The sequence below is a fragment of the Salinispora oceanensis genome, assembly GCF_000383575.1.
In the GTDB taxonomy this organism is placed as follows: Bacteria; Actinomycetota; Actinomycetes; order Mycobacteriales; family Micromonosporaceae; genus Micromonospora; species Micromonospora oceanensis.
Map to the genome: position 1 here is coordinate 5,136,303 of NZ_KB911579.1, position 20,216 is coordinate 5,156,518.

The following is a 20,216-nucleotide window of genomic DNA, read 5'->3' on the forward strand; positions in this document are numbered from 1 at the left end:
CTCCGACCGCGCTCGGGCCCAACCGCAGCCGGAGCCGGAGGGGTCAGGGCCCGACAGCGCCGGGGTCCGCCGGCCCGAGCAGGAGGCCGCTGGTCGGTACGCCGGTGCCGGCGGTCACCAACACCGGGCCAGCCCCGGCGACCTGGTTGACCGAACTTCCCCGGACCTGCCGGACCGCCTCCACGATGCCGTTCATCCCATGGATGTAGGCCTCCCCGAGCTGCCCACCGTGCGGGTTGACCGGGAGCCGACCGCCCAGTTCGATCGCGCCGTCGGCGATGAAGTGCCGTGCCTCGCCCGGCGGGCAGAACCCCAATTCCTCCAACTGCATCAGGACGTACGGGGTGAAGTGGTCATACAGCACCGCGACCCGCACCTCCTCGGGGACGAGACCGGACTGCTCCCAGAGTTGCCGCCCAACCACGCCGAGCTCCGGTAGCCCGGTCAGGTTGTCGCGGTAGTAGCTGGTCATGATGTACTGATCCGCGCCACTGCCCTGCGCGGCAGCGGTAATCACCGCGGGGGGCTGCCGTAGGTCGGCGGCCTGCTCGACGCCGGCCACCACCACGGCGACCGCTCCATCGCTCTCCTGGCAGCAGTCCAGGAGCCGAAGCGGTTCGGCGATCCACCGGGACGCCTGGTGGTCGGCGAGGGTGATCGGTCGTTCGAAGAACCAGGCTCGCGGGTTGGTCGCGGCATGCCGGCGCGCGGCCACCGCCACCCGGCCGAAGTCCTCCCCGGTGGCCCCGAAGACGTGCTGGTAGCGCCGGGCGACCATGGCCACGGTAGCGGCCGGGGTACCCAACCCCATCGGGTAGTGCCAGCCATTGTCGACGCCGGAGCTGGTCGGTGCGCTCGAGACGTCCCGAGACACCCGGCCGAAACGGCGGCCGGAGCGCTCGTTGAGCGCGCGGTAACACACCACGACCCGCGCCACCCCGGCGCTGATCGCCAGGGCCGCCTGCTGCACCGTGGCGCAGGCGGCGCCGCCGCCGTAGCCGACCTGACTGAAGAAGCGGAGCTCCCCGGCACCGATCTCCCGGGCCAGGGCGATCTCGGCGGTGCTGTCCATGGAGAAGGTCACCAGACCGTCGACATCGGCCGGCGCCAGCCCGGCGTCAGCGAGTGCGGCACGGACCGCCTCCACCGCCAGTTGGAGCTCGCTGCGGCCGGAGTTCTTCGAAAACTCCGTCTCACCGACCCCGACGATCGCCGCTCTTCCCGAGATCACGGAAGCCTCCCGACCTCAACCTGCCCGGTGACGTGATCGCCCCCGGTAACCCGCCCCACCACGGCCACCACACACCCCGCTGCCGACACCTGCGTCACCTGACCGGTCAGGACGAGCGTGTCGTACGCGTAGCAAGGCGCCCCGAGCCGGATTGCGACGCGGTGCACCATCGCGGTCGCTCCCGCCCAGTCGGTCACGTACCGCTGCACCAGTCCGGTCGTGGTCAGAATGTTGAGGAAAATGTCCTTCGAGCCCCGCCGAACGGCCTGGTCCCGATCATGGTGCACATCCTGGAAGTCCCGGGTGGCCACGGCGGTGCTGACCACGAAGGTCGGGGTGACCGGGATCCGCAGTTCCGGCAGGACGACGCCGACCGCCACGTTCATGGCAGCAGCCGCCATGCCGGCAGGGTCAGCTCGGCGTCCACCGGTACGAAGTCGACCCGGACCGCGGCGCCGATCCGCACCTGCGCCGGATCTGCGCCGAGCAACTCGCCCACCATCCGTACCCCTTCGGTCAACTCCACCAGAACAACCACGATCGGCAACCGCCGCCCCGGCACCGGCGGGTGGCGGTGCACCACGAAGCTGAAGATCTCACCCGTACCGCGGGCGACCAGGTGGTCCTGGCGGTCGGCGCCGCACTGTCGGCAGGCCGGCCCCGGCGGATGTCGCAGCTGACCACAACCGCCGCACCGCTGGATGCGCAGCTCGCCGGCGGCGGTGCCGGCCCAGAAGAAGGCGGTGTCCCGGGTGACGACCGGCCGGAGCACGTCAGCCGCCGCCGGGGCGGGCGGCTGCTCGGACGTCGCCGCCGGAGCCGGCTCGGACACGGCCGCCCGAGCCGGGGCCCGCTCGGGGGTCGCCGCCGGAGCCGGCTCGGATGCCGGAGTGGCCGCGGTGGAGTCCGGCGGCCGGAACTTGAGCACCCGGAAGGTCATCGACGCCACGGCCTCCGCACCGACATACCAGGTGCTGTCGGTGGTGACAAACCAGCCCTCGCCGAGCGCCGTACGTTTCGGTCCGCTCACGTCTACCAGCCGGCTGCGCACCTCAACCCGTTCGCCGTCGCGCAGATACCGGTGGTACGTCTGCTCGCAGTTCGTCGCCACCACCGAGGTGAACCCGGCCTGGTCGAGTACGGCGGACATGGCCGACAGCGGATCGGCGGGATCCGCGACCGGATGCAGGCCGCGCATCGTCCACACCTGCGTCATCGCTGGTGGTGCCAGACCGTCCTGCTCGTAGCGGGGATTGCGGTCGCCGATCGCCTCCAGCCAGTTCCGGATCATCGGTAGGTTGACCGGGTCGCGTGCCGGCCGGGCCGGCCCCGCACCGGCGGCCCGGATCCGCTCCACGGCGGCGTTGACAGTGTCCTCCATCGGTTCCTCCCTCCTCCCCCGGCGACCGACCTGATCCACAGTCAGCCCGTGGTTGCCCGGGGCAGACCGAGAACCCGTTCGGCCACCAGGGAGAGCAGGATCTGGGTGGTTCCACCGGCGATACTGAGGCATCGGGTGAGGAGGAAGTGGTGGACTGGCTCCGCACTCGCGCCATCGGCCGCCGCACCGTCCGGACCGCAGAGCGTCAGCGCCGTCTCGGCCACCGCCTGTCGATGGCTGACCCCAATCAACTTGGCCACCGCGGACTCTGGCCCACCTCCTCCAGCACTGAGCTGCCGTAGCGTGGCCCGGCACTCCACCAGGGAGACCGCGAGACCGTCCGCGATGTGGCCACCCAGGCGCTCCCGCATCCCCGGCTCACTGGCGACTCCACCCGCCCCCACCATCCGGACCAGTCGGTCCACGTCGGCACCGAATCCGGGGCCACGCCCCATCGCGACCCGCTCGTAGGAGAGCGTCGCCCGGGCCAGCCGCCAGCCCTGTCCTGGTTCGCCCACCACACCCTCGTCGGGGACGAAGACGTCGTCCAGGAAGACCTCATTGAAGACCGACCGCCCGGTGATCTCGCGCAGCGGGCGAATCTTGATGCCGGGGCTGCGCATGTCGACCAGGAAGTAGGTCAGCCCACGATGCTTGCTCGCCGTGGGATCGGTACGGGCCAGGCAGATCGCCCAGTCCGCCTCGGCCGCCAGCGACGTCCAGACCTTTTGGCCGGACAACCGCCAACCACCCGGCACCCGGTTCGCCCGGGTGCGCAGCGAGGCCAGGTCCGAACCGGCCTCCGGCTCGCTGAAGAGCTGACACCAGGTGAGCTCGCCACGCAGGGACGGGCCGGCGAATCGATCCCGCTGGGCGGCACTGCCGTAGCGCAGAATCGTGGGGACGGCCCAGCCGGCGATCGCCAGGTCTGGGCGGATGATGCCGACCCGGTCCAGTTCCTCGTCGATGAGGAGTTGCCGGGCGGGTGCGGCGTCGAGCCCGTACGGCGCGGGCCAGTGTGGTGCGAGGTATCCGCCGTCCGCCAGCCGGGCCCGGCGCTCGGCCTCGGGAAGCTGTGCGATCGCCCGGAGCTCGGCTCGTACCGCCAACCGGTCGGCGGAGTCGGCGTCACTCTCCGCTCCGGACGGCGGCAGTGCCGCTTCCGTCACGGCCCGGTACTCGTCGCCGACCGCCCACACGTGCCGACGCGCCCCGGCCAACGTCAGCTCCGCGCAACGCTGCCGCCATCGGGCACCGCCGCCGAGCAACTGCCGTAGGGCTAGTGCTCGACGAAGGTAGAGGTGGGCGTCGTGCTCCCAGGTGAACCCGATCCCGCCAAGCACCTGAATACAGTCTTTGGCGTTGTCCACCGCCGCGTCCAGGGCGATCGCGGCGGCGGTGGCGGCGGCCAGGGGGAGCTCCTCCGGCGCCTGGTCGTAGGCGCGGGCCGCGTCCCAGGCCACCGCGTTGGCCCGCTCCGCCCGGCAGAGCATCCCGGCGCAGAGGTGCCCGACCGCCTGGAACGACCCGATCGCCTGGTCGAACTGGCGCCGTACCTTGGCATGCTCGGTGGCGGTCCGCAGGCACCAGGAGGCCACCGCTGCCGCCTCGACCGCGGCCAGCAGCGCCGCGCAGTCGCGGAGTCGGTCCGGCCCGGGTGTGGGCAGGAGCTGATCGGGCTCAACGAGCACTTCCGCCAACCGCACGTCGGCCAGAGGCCGGGAGAAGTCCACCGGCGTACGTGCGGTGAGGTGGACCCCCGGGTGCTCCGGATCGAGCACGAACGACAATGTTTCGGTTTCGGTGCCAGCGGTCAACATCAGGTGGGTGGCGCTCCCCGCACCGAGTACGGCGTTGACCTGCCCGGTCACCCGGTAGGCTCCCCCGGCGACCGGCACGGCCGTCAACGCTCCTGGAGCGAGCGCCACCCCGACCGAGATCTTGCCGGCCGCAAGGTCCGGCAGCAGGCTCTTCGCGACGGGTGCCGGCCCGGTGGACGCGAGTGTCAGGGCCGCGAGCAGGGTGGGCATGACCGGGCCGGGGACCAGGGCGACGGTGAGCTGTTCCAGCACGGCGGCCAGCTCGCCGGCCCGGCCACCATCACCACCGAGCTGCTCCGGCACGGCCAGGGCGAAGCAGCCAAGGCCGGTGAGGCCGGCCCAGTGCCGATCGGCCTCTGCGGACGGGCCGTTCTCCAGCGCCCGTACGGTGGCCAGGACATTGGCTCGGGCAGCCCACTGCCGGATCGCGTCCTGGAGCGCCAACTGGTCGGTGGTCATCGCGATCGGCATCGACCCTCCCTACTCCACACATCTCACGCCAGTAGAACATGTTCTACCGCCTGCCGCTAGCCACCCCGAGCGCACGGCACCCGCCCGTTGCTAGACTTGGGATGGCATGGCCGCTGCCGATTCGACCAAGATCACGGAAGGCAAGATGGTGGCGTCGAGAACACATACCAGAAGCCCGGGCGCGGGCAGCCTCACCGACGCCGAGCAGGGGTCGGCGGCGCAGCGGGAACGCCGACGGCGCATCCTGGACGCCACCCTCGTCCTGGCCTCCAGGGGTGGATACGACGCGGTGCAGATGCGCACCGTCGCCGAGCACGCGAACGTCGCCCTCGGCACGTTGTACCGCTACTTCCCCTCCAAAATCCACCTACTGGTTTCCGCCCTGGCCCGAGAGTTCGAGCGGACGCAGGACCGGCTCCGTCGCACGGCCATTCCGGGCGAGACGGCACACGAGCGGACCGCGTTCGTCCTCGGCCGGGTCACTCGCGCCATGCAGCGCGACCCGATGCTCACCGAAGCGATGACCCGGGCGTTCATGTTCGCCGACCCGACCGCCGCCACCGAGGTCAACGCCGTCGCCCGACTCATGGAAGACATGTTCATCCTGGCGATGCGGGACGGCAAGCCATCAGCGGACGACCGGGCCAAGGCCCGCGTCATCGGTGATGTCTGGCTCTCCAGCCTGGTCGCCTGGGTCACCCGGCGTGCCTCGGCAAACGACGTGCACGAGCACCTCGAACTCGCCGCCCGCCTGTTGTTGCGCTGACGGACAGGGCGACACAGCTGGGGCGGCCCGCCGCCACCGGGCTGCGAACGACACCGGCCCCCGGTCCACCAGACGACCGGGGGCTGATTCTTAGCAATCGATAGATACTCACCTTAGGTGGTGGCGCAGTCACCCAGCTTGTCCTACGGTGCTGGGGCGAAGGTCGGCGGCGCACCACGGGGCTCCACGGGGCCAGAATCCCGGCTGGGTCAACGATGTGGCGTAGGAGGGAACCATGACGCGATCGTTGCCCACGACGGCGATCCCGTTGTTCTCGTCCGCGACGCCGCCGTTGACCGGAGCGCCGGGCGGGCTGAGCTCTCCGCTGGTGGGCCTGCCGCGTCGGATCCGCTGGTAGGAAGCCGGTCTTGGCGTTGCCGATGCAGGGTATCCGCCGGGAAGGACAGGAGAGCACCCACGATGACCTATCAGCACGACCGGGACCTGCATCTCACCCACAGCCCGGAGCGGGGCTACTGGCACTTCATGCTCTACATCGAACCGCCGGCCTACACCGGCGGCGCCATCAACGCCGGCCGGCAGCTCGACACCTACGCCAGCCGATACGCGGCCGAGTGGCGGGATCGACTCACGCCCTGCACCCCAGACGCCCTTCACGTCACCCTCGTCGCCCCGGACGAGGCACCCCAGCTCTGGCACCCCTGCGTCTACGACGACCCCGACTCTCCCTCCGCGGTCGCCGGTGACGGCTGCCTCTGCTGGCGCGCCTTCCGTGATCCGATCACCTGGCTGCCCGTCGCCGTGCACCACTATCGGACCGTCACCGGCAACCACGAGCACTGGGAACATCACACCTACGCCCCCCTCGCCCTTCCCGACGGGGAGCAGCTGGCCGCCCTGATCATCGACCGCGAGGCCGACATGGTCTGGGCCCGCACCGACCGCGGCACCCTGCACATCCTGCCCGAGAAGCAGACCGCCGGCTACAGCACCGGCTACCCGGGCAGCGGGCCGGCCGAACTCGCCAGGATGATCGAGAAGATCGTCGCCTCCGACGGCTACGACGTGACCCCGGGCACGCCCAACCAACAACCGGCCGAGACCGTTTTCGGCTGGGCCAGCAGCCACGCTGCCGCCCACACTCAGGAGCTCACCCTTCAGCAGCTCATGCTCCTCTGCCGCACCGGCGTCGTGGCCTAGCCAGCACGCCGAGGCTGGCTCCGCCAGCGGCTCCACCGGCCACGACGGCTCCACCGGCTACGACAGCTCCGCGGCGACGGATCAGTCGTACTCGACGGAGGGATTGCCGGCCTCCCAGTACGGGGCCTCGCCGAAGAGCCGCCAGGACTGTTCCGGTCGGGGCGCGACGAACACCCCGGTCGCCTCGACCAAGAGGTCGTCGGGGTGGGCAGCGGTCGCGATGCCGCCGTGGGCGGTGGTCTTCCGGCCGTTCACCGCGGTAACCCGGGCCGTCAGGCGCAGCGGCGTGCGCAACGGGATGGGTGCGCGATAGCGGGTGTCGAGCCGGACGGTCATCCCCGCGTTGCCCCTGGCGCTCGCCACATAGCCGAGTAGCTGGTCCAGCAGTTGGGCACTGACTCCGCCGTGGGCGTACCGGGGCGGCCCCTCGAAGGCGGGCCCAAGGGTGCAGGCGCCGACGGCGACCCCGTCAACCAGGTCGATACGCAGTGGCGGAGCCAGGGCACTGCCGACGCCGGTTACCGGGTTGTACATCCGGACTCCACCCAACAGGTCGTCGGCGCTCGGTATCCGCGTCACCTCCCGCTCGTCCGTGGTCAACGGGCGCGCCGCTCGGCGCAGGTCGGCCGTGACCTGACGGAGTTGGGCTGCCGGAACCTCCGTGGTAACCGCCTGCTCGACCAGGTCGCGTAAGGCGTCTCCCAACTCCGCGATGGCCTCCCGCCGGTCCAGCAGAGCGGGGCTGGCGTCCCGCTGCTCCCGCATGGGGTGGTGGCTACGCCAACGCTCGTGATTCGACCTACTCATCGTCACCGTCGTGCACCTCGTTTTCGACCGGTTAACGGCCATCATGACACCGTCCGGTGCCGCCTCGATCGCGTCCGCGTCGCTCGCGGCGGTCCGGGCCGGGCATCGTCACGACCGCCGGTTGGCACAATCAAGATCAATATTTTGATTCAAGTATGTGCATGCGATACCTCCCGGCGCCGATCTGAATACAGTAACGTGTTCCACCATCTGTTTCCGCTGGGCTGGGGGTCCGATGACGACCGTGGTCGAGTACGACGTAGTGGTGGTGGGTGCCGGCGCGGCCGGCATGGTGGGTGCGCTTACCGCGGCGAAACGCGGCCTGCAGGCCGTTGTGGTGGAGAAAGCCGATGTCTACGGCGGCACCACCGCCCGCTCCGGGGCAGGAATCTGGATACCCAACAACGAGGTGCTCCTCGATGCCGGAGTGCCGGACACTCCGACCAAGGCCGCCGAGTACCTGGCCGCGGTCGTCGGCGACGAGGTCCCCGCCGCCCGCCTGCAGGCGTACCTGTCGGCCGGGCCCGCCATGATCTCCTTCCTGTTGGAACACACACCGCTGCGGTTCGCCTGGATGGAGGGCTACCCCGACTACTACCCCGAGCTGCCCGGTGGCCTGCCCAGTGGTCGGTCGATCGAGCCGCAACCGCTCGACGCCAATGTCCTCGGCGCCGAGTACGCCGCCCTGAACGCCCCCTACATGGCCACTCCGCCCGGCACCGTCGTCATGGATGTCGACTACAAGTGGCTGGCCCTCATCGCCCGCCACCCCCGCGGGCTGACGACGGCCACCGAGATTGTCCAGCGCTACCTGGCGGCGTGGGTCAAGGGGGAGAAGCCAATCACCATGGGCCAGGCGCTCGCGGGCGGCCTGCGCGCCGGACTGCTCGCCGCCGACGTACCGGTCTGGCTGAACACCCCCCTGACCGAGTTGGTCGTCAGCGAGGGGCGAGTCACCGGGGTACGGGTGGTCCGGGACGGCGAGGAGGTCCTCCTCACCGCCCGGCGCGGAGTCATCGTCGGGTCCGGCGGTTTCGAGCACAACGAGGCGATGCGCAAGCAGTACCAGGAAGCTCCCACCGGCACTGACTGGACCGTCGGCGCATCGTCGAACACCGGGGACGGCATCCGGGCCTGCGCCGAGGCGGGCGCCGCTCTGGACCTCATGGACAGTGCCTGGTGGGGGCCGATGATCCCGCTGCCGACCGGCCCCTACTTCTGTCTCTCCGAACGCACGCTGCCGGGAAACATCTTCGTCAACCCGGCCGGGGAGCGGTTCGTCAACGAGGCCGCCCCTTACGGCGACGTGGTCCGCACCATGTACGCGCAGGACGCCTTCCCAGCCTGGATGATCACGGATCAGCGGTACCGCAACCGCTACCTGTTCCGTGACCTCCCACCGCTGCTGCCCTATCCCAGCGAGTGGTATGACTCCGGCGCCCTGGTCCGGGACTGGACCATCAAGGGCCTGGCCGACAAGATCGGCGTCCCCTCGGCAACCCTGAGCGCCACCGTCACCCGCTTCAACACCCTCGCGAAGGCCGGTCGCGACACCGATTTCCATCGGGGCGAGAGTAGCTACGACCACTACTACGCCGATCCCACCAACGAGCCGAACCCCTGCCTGGCCGCGCTGGTGCTGCCACCGTTCTACGCGATGCGGATCGTCCCCGGCGACCTCGGCACCAACGGCGGCGTCCGCACCGACGAGCGGGGCCGGGCGTTGCGGGAGGACGGCACGGTCATTCCCGGCCTCTACGCCGCCGGCAACGCGAGCGCGGCCGTCATGGGGAAGGGTTACGCCGGAGCAGGGTCAACGCTCGGTCCAGCGATGACCTTCGGGTACCTGGCCGCGTTGGACATCGCCGAATCATCCCACGGCTGACGGCAACCGTCTCGGGCCCACCAGCACCCCTTACGCTGGCCGTTGGTGGTCACCGCCTCGCCCGGGTAGCCCTTGTGGCCAACACCCGGGCGAGCGGACGACCGTCGGCGGAGTAGTCGGCGTAAACAACGTTGGAGGTCGAGGAATCGATGCGCGCTGTCTGGATCACCAAGGCGGGTGGGCCCGAGGTCCTTGCGGTACGGGAAACCCCCGATCCGCAACCGGGTCCCGGTGAGGTGCGCATCGCGGTCCGTGCCTGCGGGTTGAACTTCGCCGAGGTCATGGCCCGGCAGGGGCTGTATCCGGACGCCCCGAAACCGCCCTCCGTGGTGGGCTACGAGGTGGCCGGGGTCGTGGACGCCGTTGACGCCGAGGTCACCGGCCTCGAGGTGGGGCAACGGGTGCTGGCCCTGGTGCGCTTCGGTGGCCACGCCGACACCGTTTGCGTGCCCGCCGTGCGGGTGCTGCCGATGCCCGACGACCTCGACTTCATCGAGGGAGCCGCGATCCCGGTCAACTACCTGACCGCCTACCACATGCTCTTTCGGGTGGCGAACCTCCGCCCCGAGGCCCGCGTCCTGGTGCACATGGCCGCGGGTGGGGTCGGCACCGCGGTGCTGCAGCTGTGCCGCACCGTACCGGGAGTGGTCACCTTCGGTACCGCCTCGGCGGCCAAGCACGCCGTGCTCCGCGAGGAGGGCTGCACCCATCCCATCGACTACCGCACCGAGGACTACGTCGCCCGGGTACGGGAGCTCACCGGCGGCGAGGGACTCGACCTGGTGCTGGACTCCCTGGGCGGGCGCGACTGGAAGCGCGGAATAAGCCTCCTCCGGCCGGTTGGGCAGCTCATCGCGTACGGCTTCGCCAACCTGTCCACCGGTGAGCGGCGCAGCCTTCGCCGGCTCGTCGGTCAGCTCACCGGCGTGCCGCTGCTGACGCCGTACGGGATGATGGACCGTAACCACACGGTCAGTGGCGTCAATCTGGGACACCTGTGGGAGCGCACCGACCTGCTGCGTGAGGAGCTGACCGCGCTGCTGGACCTGTGGCGCGAGGGTGCGATCAAGCCCCGGATCGACCAGGTGTTTCCGTTCGAGGAGGCCGCGGCGGCGCACCGCCGGATCGGCGAGCGTCGCAACATCGGCAAGGTGGTCCTCGTACCCTGACGAATCCTCGGGAGGTCGGGCGACCAGCCGATTGTCCACGGCCGCCGCGGCTGCAGCCCGCGGCGGCCGTTTTCGTTGCGGCACTGGTGACTCGCCGATGCTATCCTACCAAGCAAGCGCTTGGCAGGAGGGCTTATGGGGCGACTGGACGGCAAGGTGGCGCTCATTACCGGTGGCGCGCGCGGCATGGGCAAGGCACATGCCCGGCAGTTCGTCGCCGAGGGGGCCCGGGTGGTCATCGGCGACATCCTCGATGACCGCGGCACAGCCCTCGCCGACAGCCTCGGTGCTGATCGTTGCCGCTACGCGCACCACGACGTCACCAGCGAAGGCGAGTGGGCGGCCGCGGTCGCCACCACGCTGGCGGCGTTCGACCGAATCGACGTTCTGGTCAACAACGCCGGCGTCTTCCGGCACGCGGCGATCGCCACGATGGATCCGGCCGAGTTCCGCCACGTGATCGACGTCAACCTCACCGGCTGTTGGCTCGGCATCCACACCGTGGCGCCGGCGATGACGAGGGCCGGCGGCGGATCGATTGTGAACGTGTCGTCGATCGAAGGCTTCGTCGGCGCGGCCGGCCTCTCGGCCTACAGCGCCAGCAAGTTCGGGATCCGCGGCATCACCCGGTCCGCGGCCCAGGAGCTCGGGCCGGCCGGCATCCGGGTCAACTCGGTCCACCCCGGTGGCGTGCTGACCCCGATGGCGCTGGCCGCCGCCGAGACCATGCCCGCCCTTGACTCGGACGCGTTTCTCACCTCGCTGCCGATCGCCCGACTCGCCGAGCCGGTGGAGATCTCCCGGCTGGTGGCGTTCCTCGCCTCCGACGAATCGTCATACACCACGGGCGCCGAGTTCGTGGCCGACGGCGGGCTACTGTCCGGACCGGGATACTGAGATGACCTCGCTGGATCGAGCGATGGCCGCACCCGGTTCGGGTGGCGGCGCGGAGGGCGAGGAGTCGTGAACCAGCGTGCCATGGTGGCGATGCCACCCGCGGACGTCGAGAAACACCTGGCCCAGGGCCGGAAGCTCCAGCTCGCGACCGTCAACCGGGACGGCACACCGCACCTGGTCAGTATGTTCTACGCGATGCACGGCGGACGTATCGCCTTCTGGACCTACCGCATTTCGCAGAAGGCCCGGAACCTGGCCCGAGACCCACGGGTGACCTGCCTGGTCGAGGAGGGCGACGGCTACTTCGAGCTGCGCGGCGTCCAGGTGACCGGCGAGGTCACCCGGATCGACGATCTGGCGGGGGTCACCGTGGTCGGCCGCCTGATCGCCGCGCGGATGCCCAGCCCGCTGGCGGCAGGCGATATGCCGCCCGATGAGGTGGCAGCGGCGCTCGACGGCTATGTCGCGCACGCGGCGGCCAAGCGGGCGGCCTATCTGGTGGAGCCGCGGCGGGTGGTCAGCTGGGACCACCGCCGACTGGCGACCTGAGGGCCGCCCCGGCGCCGGTCATCCCCCGGTGCCAAAGTTGCCCGGCCAGCCGGTTCACCCCGCCTCCTCGCGTATCGTCGGCACGGCGGCGTGGTGACTCACCTGAACACCAACGGTCTAGATTCATCGCGATAAAAGGGCCTGAGCAGGCACGTTGCGGTGCGTCGATACCTCAAATAGGACAAATCTGCAAATATTGCGGCAATTAACCAAGACGCACTGCCCAGCACCGGCGCCGTGCTGCCGACCGACCCTTGCCAGCATTCCCCGCCGCCCACCCGCAGCCCGACCCACCCGGACCGAGCTGATCCGCGAACGGCCATCCCGATCGTCCAGGCCACCCTCATCCCGGAGGCCGCCGAGAAAGCTCTCTACCTACGAAGACTGATCAGCAGTAGGGCCGCGCAGGTCCTCGAGATAGCCCGGCCACTCGCCACCGCCGTGCACCGCCACCGCCGCCCCGGTCACATAGGAGGCCAGCGGGGAGGCCAACAGCAGACAGACGCCGGCGACCTCGGCCGGCGTGGCGGGTCGCCCCAGGGGCACCGTGCGCGCCACCGCCGCCGGATCCAGCCGGAGGCTCCCATCGCCGGCCACCGGACCGGGGACGACACTGTTCACCCGCACCGCCGGCGCCCACTCGGCGGCCAGACTCGTCGCCAGATGATGCAGTCCGGCCTTGGCGGCGCCGTAGGCGGCGGAGCCAGGGGATGGACGCGTGCCGCTGACACTTCCCACCATGATGATGGCCCCGCCACCGGGCTGCTGTTGCATGACCGCATTGGCCGCCTGCGCGACATGCAACGGCGCAACCAGGTTGAGCTCCACAATCTTGGCGTGCAGCCGGGGTGAGGCGCTGGCCGCCACCGCCGAGGGCGCCCCACCGGCGTTGTTCACCACCACGTCGAGGCGACCGAACCGGTCAACCGCCGCCGCCACCAGGGCGGCCGCCTGCGCGGGGTCACGGACGTCAGCCGGCACGAAGTCGGGCACCACCGAGGACGGTGGGGTCCGGCCACAGACCAGCACCCGGGCACCCGCCGCGAGGAAGGCCGCGGCGATCGCGGCACCGATCCCCCGCGTCCCCCCGGTGACGACCACACCGCGACCGGTGAAATCGAGATGCTCCATCGATTGATGTTAACCCTCTGACATTCACCGGTCGACCCCGAAACCAGCCCAACAAGGCCCATCCAAAGCCCTGCCGCGATCCGGTAGAACACGTTACAGTCCATAGATGAAGTTCAGCCTCGGGATCGCACTCAGCCCGCTCGACCAACTCACCGATCTGGCACAAACCGCCGAGGAATGCGGCTTCTCGGCCATCGCCCTCCCCGACTCGCTCTTCTACTCCGAAGAGGTCAGCGCCAAGTACCCGTACACGCCGGATGGCAGCCGGTTCTGGGATGCCCAGACGCCCTGGGTCGACCCGCTGGTGGCCGCCGCCGCGCTCGGCGCCGCCACCACCCGGATCCGGTTCTACACCCAGGTGCTCAAACTCGGTCCCCGCAACCCGGTCCTGTTGGCGCGGCAGGTCGGGTCGGTGGCAAACCTGACCGGTAATCGGTTCGGGCTCGGCGTCGGGCTGGGCTGGTCGCCGGAGGAGTCACTCTGGTGCGGCTCGCCGTTCGCCGCCCGGGGCGCCCGGGGCGACGAGGCGATTGAGGTGCTGCGGCTGATCCTGGGCGGTGGCATGGTGGAGCACCACGGCAAGCACTTCGACTTCGGCCGGCTACAGATGAGCCCGGCCCCGACCGCGCAGGTCCCGATCTACGTGGGTGGTCACACCGATGCGGCGTTGCGCCGTGCGGCCCGGCTGGGCGACGGCTGGTCCTCCGCCATGATGCGCTTCGACGAGCTGCGCGCGACGATCGACCAGCTTGCCCGGCTACGCGTCGAGTACGACCGGGCCGACCAGCCGTTCGAAATCCAGGCGGTCTGCATTGACCGATTCAGCCTGGCGGGCTTCCAGCAACAGGCCGAGGCTGGCGTCACCGACGCGATCGTGATGCCCTGGCGCTTCTACGGCGTCGGCTTCGACGGCGACCTCGCCGCCAAGCGGGACGGCATCCGCCGCTTCGCCGACGAGGTGATCAGCAAGATCCACTAGGCGAAGGTGGCGTCCACCGCAGCCGGGGTCAGTCCGAAATCAGCGAGATCGTAGCGGTGTGCGGGGCGCGTTCGCCGCTGGTGCAGCGAGCTCATCGCGGCTCGCGCGGCAGCGGTCAACCGGGCCCCCAACCGGTCGTAGATCGCCTCCACCACCCGGAGCGGGTCGGCGACGAAGTCGTCGTAGGAGACGTCGATGAAGTGTGCCGGATCGTGTCGCTCGCGGTCGGCCATGAACCGCCGCAGCCCACGCGACCAGAGCTGCGCCTGCGCCCCACCGAGCACTTCCCCGCGGAACAGCTCCGACCAGCCCTCGCACGCCTGTGCGTTGAGGCTGCAGACCGAGGCGACCACCTCCCGCGGCGCGCGATGCGTCTGGATCACCACGGCGTCGGGGTAGACAGCGAGTAGCGCGTCGAGGGCGAACAGGTGGCTCGGGTTCTTCAACACCCAGCGACGATCTCGGTCGTGCAGGCCGATGAGCTGAAGGTTGCGCCGGTGCCGCCGATAGGCAGCGGTCCAGTCCTGCGCACTCAACCACCGCGAGTAGCTCGGCAGGTAGGCCAGGCACTCGAAGGACACCGACATCATTGACTGCCGCAGCAAGCGCCAGCACTCCTCCACCTGGTCGGCCGCGGTGTAGTGCGCACCCCGCAGGCTCGGGTTGGTCTCGTGGTACTGCTCGTAGCCGGCCTGCAGACCGGCGTAGACGGGATTTGACTCCCAGGTGTTGCGCGGCGGGCGGGGTTGGGGAACCTCGGTCAGCCACAGTTCGAGGCCCTGGTGTGCGGGGTCGGCGGTGAGCAACCGATGCAGGGCGGTGGTGCCGGTTCGGGGCAGGCCGGTCACGAAGACCGGCCGGGCCACCGGGACCTCGGCGTACTCCGGGAACTGCCGCCATGCGGCCTCGCTGAGCAGTCGGGACACCAGTGCCGCGCGGAGAAACGCCCGGGAGACCTTGCTCCCGGTGGGCGTGAGGGCCGCCTCATTCCGGTACGCGGCGAGCAGTTCGCCCATCCCCTCGCGGTAGTCGTCGTCGCCGAAGTCGTCGAGCCCGGTGAACCGGGTCGCCGAGGCGTGGAGGTCCTCGATCGTGCCGACGTCCGTACGGGTGCTGCTCATGCTCGCTCCCGGGTTCAGTGATGGAACTCGCCACAGTTGACATCAAGGCACTGGCCGGTGATGCCCCGAGCCAGGCCGGAGCCGAGGAACAGCACGGCGTCGGCGACCTCGTCCGGCACCGGCAGCCGGCGCAGGTCGGTGGTGGCGGCGACCTCGTCGTAGAGCTGCTGGGGCGGCACCCCCCGCTGGTTCGCCTGGTAGTCGAACCAGAGGCGCAGGCTGTCGGCCCAGATCCAGCCGGGTGCCACCGAGTTGACCCGCACGCCCTTCGGCCCGAGCTCACTGGCCAAATTCTGCGCGGCGGCGAGAAGCGCGGCCTTGGCCAGCTTGTAGGGGCCGAAACCCCGCCGGGAGTGGCGCAGCACGGCAGAGTTGACCATGACCACGGCGCCGCCGGACTCCACCAACGCGGGTGTCAGCAGCCGAGTCAGGCGCAGCGCCGCCAGCACGTTGACCTCGAAGCTCGACCGCAGGTCGGCCAACTCGACCTTCCCGAGACCGCGCATCGGCGGCATCTCGAAGGCGTTACTGACCAACACGTCAACGCGGCCGAACTCGGCGAGGGCGGCCCGCACGAGTGCGGCGCTCGACTCACCGTCGGTGAGGTCGGTGGGTACCGTCAGGGCCCGCTGACCCGCCGCCCGTACCTTGCCGGCGACCTCGGTGAGGAAGGACTCGGTGCGGGCGGCGAGCACCACGTCCGCGCCGGCCTGCGCGGCACGCACCGCGATGGCCTGGCCCAGCCCGGGGCCGACCCCGGCCACCACAACGATCTTCTCCGCGAGCAACACGGCTCAGCCCAGCATCCGGGCCGCGGTCGCGGCCTGCCGGGCGGCGATGCGTTCCTGCCACGCCGCCTGCCCGATCCGCTCGTAATACGGCACCTGTTTGGGTAGGTCGTCCACCGCGACCACCTCCACCTGCGGCCCGTCCGCAGCGGTTAACGCGTGCGAGAGCCGCTGCCAACGCAGCTGCACGTAGCCGCGATCGTGGCCGGTGCACTCCAGCCAGTTCGCCACCCCTGGGTCGCGTTCGCTGATCACGTATCGGATCATGCCGTCCGGGTCGATCCGGGCTTGGGGCACGGTGAGGCTCGTCTGGTGGTTGCTGTAATCGAGCGAGATGTACCACATGCTGCCCAGCTGGATGCCCTGGTAGGGCGCGTCGGAGACCGGCACGGTGATCACCATGGCCTGGTCCTCGGCGAGTTGGTAGTGCCCCACCGAGGAGTATTGGGTCGCCAGCCCGCCGGGGGTGAGCCGGGGCGGGGTCAGGGTGTTCACCGGCAGGTTCAGGTAGAAGCGCTCGGCGAACGCGAGGAAGGTGTGAATCCGACCGGTGAGGATCTTGCCGGCCACCGCGTAGCGTTTGGCCAGGGTCTCCTCGGTCAGCGGCGGCGGTGTCCCGCCGATGGTGTCGGGGCGGTGAATGCGCAGCATCCCGGGGCGTTCGGCCGCCCAGTCGCTGAACACCTCGCGCACCACGAGCATGGCCGAGCCGGGGGCGAGCGGGAACGCGTTCGGGCCGGAGAGCCCCGGCCCGAACCGAATCTCAAAGGTGCCGTCGGCAGCGATCTCGATCTCACGGTCGTCGAAGGCGGTGAGGCTGCCCGGGACGTTGACCGGGGAGTAGGAGCCGTCGAGGATCTGGAAGCTCAGGTCGGCGGTGCTGCCCCGGCGGCCGGTCACCACGTACTCCGCGTCGTCGTGGAGCCACGCGTGAAAGTAGAGGGTGTCCGGATTGTCGAGGCCCATCTTCGTGTACGGGCCGGTGGAGCGGACGAAGTAGGGGAATTCGCGGTCGTAGGACCAGGCCATCTGGATCGAGCTCCGGATGCCACCAGCCAGGTAGTCGTAGCCCTCGAGCAGGTCCTGTTGGCCGCGGACGTGGGCCGCCTCGGCGATGACCCGCTCGGCTTCCGCGATGGCCTGGGAAAACGGCTGAGTAAGCACGAAACAATGATAGAACGTGTTCTACTTCTTGGTCAATGTGGTGCCGGGAACGGAACGTCCTCGGCACCACACGGTGCAGTTTTCACGACCACTTCCCCAGCCCCGCCTGACCAATCCCATAGGGACCACCCCTAGCGCAGCCCTCCGAGGTGGACCAACCTCTCCTCCGCCTCGGCGACCAGATCCGCCACCACGTCGGCGACGGGGCGCACCGCATTCATCCGGCCCACGATCTGCCCCACCGGCATCGGAACGATTGTCGGGTCATCAGAATCCATCAGCCGGCTATGCGCCGACGCCACCAGCAGGTTCTGGAGTGGCATCGGCAGTGGCCGGGGCGCCCCCTCCTCGCTCCAGGCCTCGGTCCACCGATTGCGCAGCAGCCGGGCCGGCTTGCCGGTGTAGATCCGGCTGCGGACCGTGTCCGCCGACCCGGCCCGGAGCAGCGCCGTACGCAGCGCGGAGCTGCTCTGGTATTCGGCCGTGCCGAGCCAGACCGAGCCCATCCAGACACCACCCGCGCCGAGCGCGAGCGCCGCCGCGATCTGGCGGCCACTCCCGATGCCGCCGGCCGCCAACACCGGTACCTGCTCACCGACCGCGTCCACCACCTCCGGCACCAGCACCATGCTGGCGATCTCACCGGTGTGGCCGCCGGCCTCGTACCCCTGCGCGACCACCAGATCGACCCCGCTCGCCGCGTGCCGGCGGGCATGATCGGCCTGGCCGGCCAACGCGGCCACCAGCACCCCCCGCCCGTGCGCCTGGGCGATCACGTCGGGCGGCGGCGAACCGAGAGCGTTCGCGATCAGTCGGACCGGGTGCGTCAACGCCACCTCGACATGACTGCGGGCCACCGAGTGCAGCCAACCGAGCACGCCGGCCTGGTGCTCGCCGTTGCCGCCGAGCGGCGGCACCCCGAGGCGCAGCAGCGTGCGCTCCACAAAGTCGCGATGCCCCGCCGGAATCAGCTGGTCCAGATCAGCCGCAGCACCCTCGGTCGGCTCGGTGCTGGGCATCACCACATCCACCCCGTACGGCCGGCCTTCGGTCTCCTCGTCGAGCCAGGTGAGGACCGCGTCGAGCTCCTCCGGGTCGTTGAATCGCACGCAGCCCAACACGCCCAGCCCGCCGGCCCGGCTGATCGCCGCGACCACCTGCTCGGAGGGGCTGAAGCCGACGATCGGATGCGCGATGCCGAGCCGGTCACACAGCTCAGTCCGCATGGCTGACCTCCTCGGGCGGGTGTTGTTCCGCATGCCGCTGCGCCCACTTGTAGTCAGCCTTGCCGCTGATCGTGCGCGAGATCTCGGGCACCAGCCAGATCGACCGCGGCACCTTGTAGCCGGCGATCCGCTCCCGTAGGTGCGTTCGCACCGCCGCCAGGTCCAGCGTGCCGCCGGCCCGGGGCTGGATCACCGCCGCCACCCGCTGTCCGAGCCGCTCGTCGGGCACCCCGACGACCAGCGCGTCGAAGATGTCGGGGTGCGTCTTCAACGCCCCCTCGACCTCCTCCGGGAAGACCTTCTCGCCGCCGGTGTTGACACAGGTGCTACCCCGACCGAGCAACGTGATGGTGCCGTCAACCTCGAGCCGGGCGAGGTCACCGGGGAGCGCGTACCGCACGCCCTCCACCTCGATCAGCAGGGCGGCGGTCTTGACCGGGTCCTTGTAGTAGCCGAGGGGGAGGAAGCCGCTCTTCGCCAGCCGTCCCTCCCCGCCCGGCGGCACCGGCCGCCCGTCCGGGCCGAGCACCACCGTGTTCGGCCCGGGTGTGACCCGCGGGTCCTGCACGGCGCCGCCGGGCACCTCGGCGACCACGCCCAGCCCGATGAAACCGGTCTCCGACGCCCCGATCGCGTCGGTGACCAGCACGTCGGGCAGCAACTCCAGGTACTGCCGCTTGACCCCCGGGGAGAAGAGAGCACCACTGGACGAGACCGCGGCCACCGACGAGCCGTCGTAGCCACCGGCGGCGTACGCCTCGATGATCGGACGGGCCATCGCGTCGCCGATCAGCACCAGCACGTTCACCTGGCGCCGCTCGATCGTCCGCCAGACCTCCTCCGGGTTGAAGCGCGACAGCAGCACCACAGTGTCACCGGCGAAGAGCGCGGCGAGCACGGCCCACTGCGCGTTGCCGTGAATCAGGGGGGCCATGCAGAGGCGCACCATCGGGGTGCCGCTGGCGCCGCGGGCGGACTGGGCCCACTCGTCCTCGAGCGGAATGCCGGTCATGAAGTCGACACCACCGCCGAGCGCGCGCCACACGTCCTCCTGCCGCCAGAGCACCCCCTTCGGGTAGCCGGTGGTGCCGCCGGTGTAGAGCAGGTAGAGGTCGTCCGCCGAGCGCTCGCCGAAATCCCGGGCCGGGTCGCCGGCGGCGAGCGCGTCCGCGTACGGCACGCCGCCGTACCCGCCGATCTCCTCGGCCGAGCCGTCAGGTAGAGCCACCACGGTGTGCGGACCGGCGGCGCCGGCCAGCACTGTAGCGACGCGGGGTGCGAAGCGACGGTCGTGGATCAACGCCGCCAATTCCGCGTCGGCGAAGAGGAAACGCAGCTCGTTCTCGACGTACCGGTAGTTGATGTTGACGACCGCGGCGCGCACCTTGAAGACGGCGATCATGGCCACCACGGCCTCGATCGAGTTTCCAGCGTAGAGGCCGACATGGTCACCGGGGCGCACGCCACGGTCACGTAGGAAGTGGGCCAGCCGGTTGGCGCGCTCCTCCAGCTCCGGGTAGCTGATCGCCTGCTCGCCGAGGAACACGGCGGGACGGTCACCGAAGGCGTCAACCGCATGTTCAAACAGGTCTGCGATATTTGCCACCATCACTCAAAAGTAGAACCTGTTATCGTCGCTGACAAGCCTTGGAAATCGTCGAAGGAGGCGC

General features: G+C 70.1%; 19 protein-coding genes. 8 read left to right on the forward strand and 11 right to left on the reverse strand.

Annotated elements, in window-relative coordinates; genetic code table 11:
• Positions 1-43 precede the first annotated feature (43 nt).
• From SALPAC4_RS0123630 to SALPAC4_RS0123645, 4 genes are read right to left on the reverse strand one after another with little or no spacing between them, the layout of a single operon-like run.
• Entirely contained in the window at positions 44-1,231 is a 1,188-nt protein-coding gene (locus tag SALPAC4_RS0123630; protein WP_019872478.1) for a lipid-transfer protein, read from the reverse strand.
• Positions 1,228-1,617 carry a hotdog family protein gene (locus SALPAC4_RS0123635; RefSeq protein ID WP_019872479.1) on the reverse strand — a complete coding sequence of 130 codons (390 nt, stop codon included), beginning with the start codon at positions 1,615-1,617 and terminating at the stop codon, positions 1,228-1,230. The genes SALPAC4_RS0123630 and SALPAC4_RS0123635 overlap by 4 nt, the downstream gene beginning before the upstream one ends.
• Positions 1,614-2,612, reverse strand: a complete 999-nt coding sequence (locus tag SALPAC4_RS0123640) for a bifunctional MaoC family dehydratase N-terminal/OB-fold nucleic acid binding domain-containing protein (RefSeq protein WP_019872480.1) — start codon at positions 2,610-2,612, stop codon at positions 1,614-1,616. Before SALPAC4_RS0123640 ends, SALPAC4_RS0123635 begins: the two co-directional genes overlap by 4 nt.
• 41 nt (positions 2,613-2,653) lie before the next feature.
• Positions 2,654-4,903: an acyl-CoA dehydrogenase gene (locus SALPAC4_RS0123645; protein WP_019872481.1), complete on the reverse strand. Its 2,250-nt coding sequence runs from the start codon at positions 4,901-4,903 to the stop codon at positions 2,654-2,656.
• A 145-nt stretch (positions 4,904-5,048) separates the two neighbouring features.
• Between SALPAC4_RS0123645 and kstR the strand changes: the two genes are divergently transcribed.
• The 3 genes from kstR (at position 5,049) to SALPAC4_RS0123655 (ending at position 6,830) form a co-directional block, all read left to right on the forward strand.
• Entirely contained in the window at positions 5,049-5,669 is a 621-nt protein-coding gene (gene kstR / locus SALPAC4_RS0123650) for a cholesterol catabolism transcriptional regulator KstR (protein WP_033664490.1), read from the forward strand.
• A gap of 235 nt (positions 5,670-5,904) precedes the next feature.
• On the forward strand, positions 5,905-6,027 hold the full coding sequence (locus SALPAC4_RS28865; RefSeq protein WP_263404843.1) for a hypothetical protein: 123 nt from the start codon (positions 5,905-5,907) through the stop codon (positions 6,025-6,027).
• A 62-nt stretch (positions 6,028-6,089) separates the two neighbouring features.
• Entirely contained in the window at positions 6,090-6,830 is a 741-nt protein-coding gene (locus tag SALPAC4_RS0123655; protein WP_019872483.1) for a hypothetical protein, read from the forward strand.
• Positions 6,831-6,911: 81 nt separating this feature from the next.
• On the opposite strand, the gene SALPAC4_RS0123660 is transcribed toward SALPAC4_RS0123655, so the two are convergent.
• Complete coding sequence (locus tag SALPAC4_RS0123660; RefSeq protein ID WP_019872484.1) at positions 6,912-7,595, reverse strand: PaaI family thioesterase; 684 nt, start codon at positions 7,593-7,595, stop codon at positions 6,912-6,914.
• 277 nt (positions 7,596-7,872) lie between these two features.
• Between SALPAC4_RS0123660 and kstD the strand changes: the two genes are divergently transcribed.
• The 4 genes from kstD (at position 7,873) to SALPAC4_RS0123680 (ending at position 12,137) form a co-directional block, all read left to right on the forward strand.
• On the forward strand, positions 7,873-9,522 hold the full coding sequence (kstD, locus tag SALPAC4_RS0123665) for a 3-oxosteroid 1-dehydrogenase (RefSeq protein WP_019872485.1): 1,650 nt from the start codon (positions 7,873-7,875) through the stop codon (positions 9,520-9,522).
• A 149-nt stretch (positions 9,523-9,671) separates the two neighbouring features.
• Positions 9,672-10,691: a synaptic vesicle VAT-1 family membrane protein gene (locus SALPAC4_RS0123670; RefSeq protein ID WP_027645047.1), complete on the forward strand. Its 1,020-nt coding sequence runs from the start codon at positions 9,672-9,674 to the stop codon at positions 10,689-10,691.
• Positions 10,692-10,826: 135 nt separating this feature from the next.
• Positions 10,827-11,588 (forward strand): glucose 1-dehydrogenase, encoded by a 762-nt coding sequence (locus SALPAC4_RS0123675; protein WP_019872487.1) that lies wholly within the window; start codon positions 10,827-10,829, stop codon positions 11,586-11,588.
• 66 nt (positions 11,589-11,654) lie between these two features.
• Positions 11,655-12,137, forward strand: a complete 483-nt coding sequence (locus SALPAC4_RS0123680; protein WP_019872488.1) for a pyridoxamine 5'-phosphate oxidase family protein — start codon at positions 11,655-11,657, stop codon at positions 12,135-12,137.
• Positions 12,138-12,512: 375 nt separating this feature from the next.
• Here the strand turns inward: SALPAC4_RS0123680 and SALPAC4_RS0123685 are convergent, their stop codons facing one another.
• A complete protein-coding gene (locus SALPAC4_RS0123685) occupies positions 12,513-13,268 on the reverse strand; it encodes an SDR family oxidoreductase (RefSeq protein ID WP_019872489.1) in 756 nt (251 codons plus the stop codon).
• 106 nt (positions 13,269-13,374) lie between these two features.
• Between SALPAC4_RS0123685 and SALPAC4_RS0123690 the strand changes: the two genes are divergently transcribed.
• Complete coding sequence (locus SALPAC4_RS0123690) at positions 13,375-14,247, forward strand: TIGR03619 family F420-dependent LLM class oxidoreductase (RefSeq protein ID WP_019872490.1); 873 nt, start codon at positions 13,375-13,377, stop codon at positions 14,245-14,247.
• On the opposite strand, the gene SALPAC4_RS0123695 is transcribed toward SALPAC4_RS0123690, so the two are convergent.
• The 5 genes from SALPAC4_RS0123695 to SALPAC4_RS0123715 all read right to left on the reverse strand — a co-directional run bounded on the left by SALPAC4_RS0123695 (position 14,244) and on the right by SALPAC4_RS0123715 (position 20,155).
• Positions 14,244-15,368 carry a sulfotransferase family protein gene (locus SALPAC4_RS0123695; protein WP_019872491.1) on the reverse strand — a complete coding sequence of 375 codons (1,125 nt, stop codon included), beginning with the start codon at positions 15,366-15,368 and terminating at the stop codon, positions 14,244-14,246. The two genes, SALPAC4_RS0123690 and SALPAC4_RS0123695, sit on opposite strands and share 4 nt — an antisense overlap.
• Before the next feature lie 14 nt (positions 15,369-15,382).
• Positions 15,383-16,159 (reverse strand): SDR family oxidoreductase, encoded by a 777-nt coding sequence (locus SALPAC4_RS0123700; protein ID WP_019872492.1) that lies wholly within the window; start codon positions 16,157-16,159, stop codon positions 15,383-15,385.
• 3 nt (positions 16,160-16,162) lie between these two features.
• The gene (locus tag SALPAC4_RS0123705) at positions 16,163-17,320 is read right to left on the reverse strand and encodes a hypothetical protein (protein ID WP_019872493.1); all 1,158 of its coding nucleotides are present in this window, start codon (positions 17,318-17,320) and stop codon (positions 16,163-16,165) included.
• A gap of 131 nt (positions 17,321-17,451) precedes the next feature.
• Positions 17,452-18,546, reverse strand: a complete 1,095-nt coding sequence (locus SALPAC4_RS0123710) for an NAD(P)H-dependent flavin oxidoreductase (protein WP_019872494.1) — start codon at positions 18,544-18,546, stop codon at positions 17,452-17,454.
• Positions 18,536-20,155, reverse strand: a complete 1,620-nt coding sequence (locus SALPAC4_RS0123715) for an acyl-CoA synthetase (protein ID WP_019872495.1) — start codon at positions 20,153-20,155, stop codon at positions 18,536-18,538. Before SALPAC4_RS0123715 ends, SALPAC4_RS0123710 begins: the two co-directional genes overlap by 11 nt.
• Between the last annotated feature and the right edge of the window lie 61 nt (positions 20,156-20,216).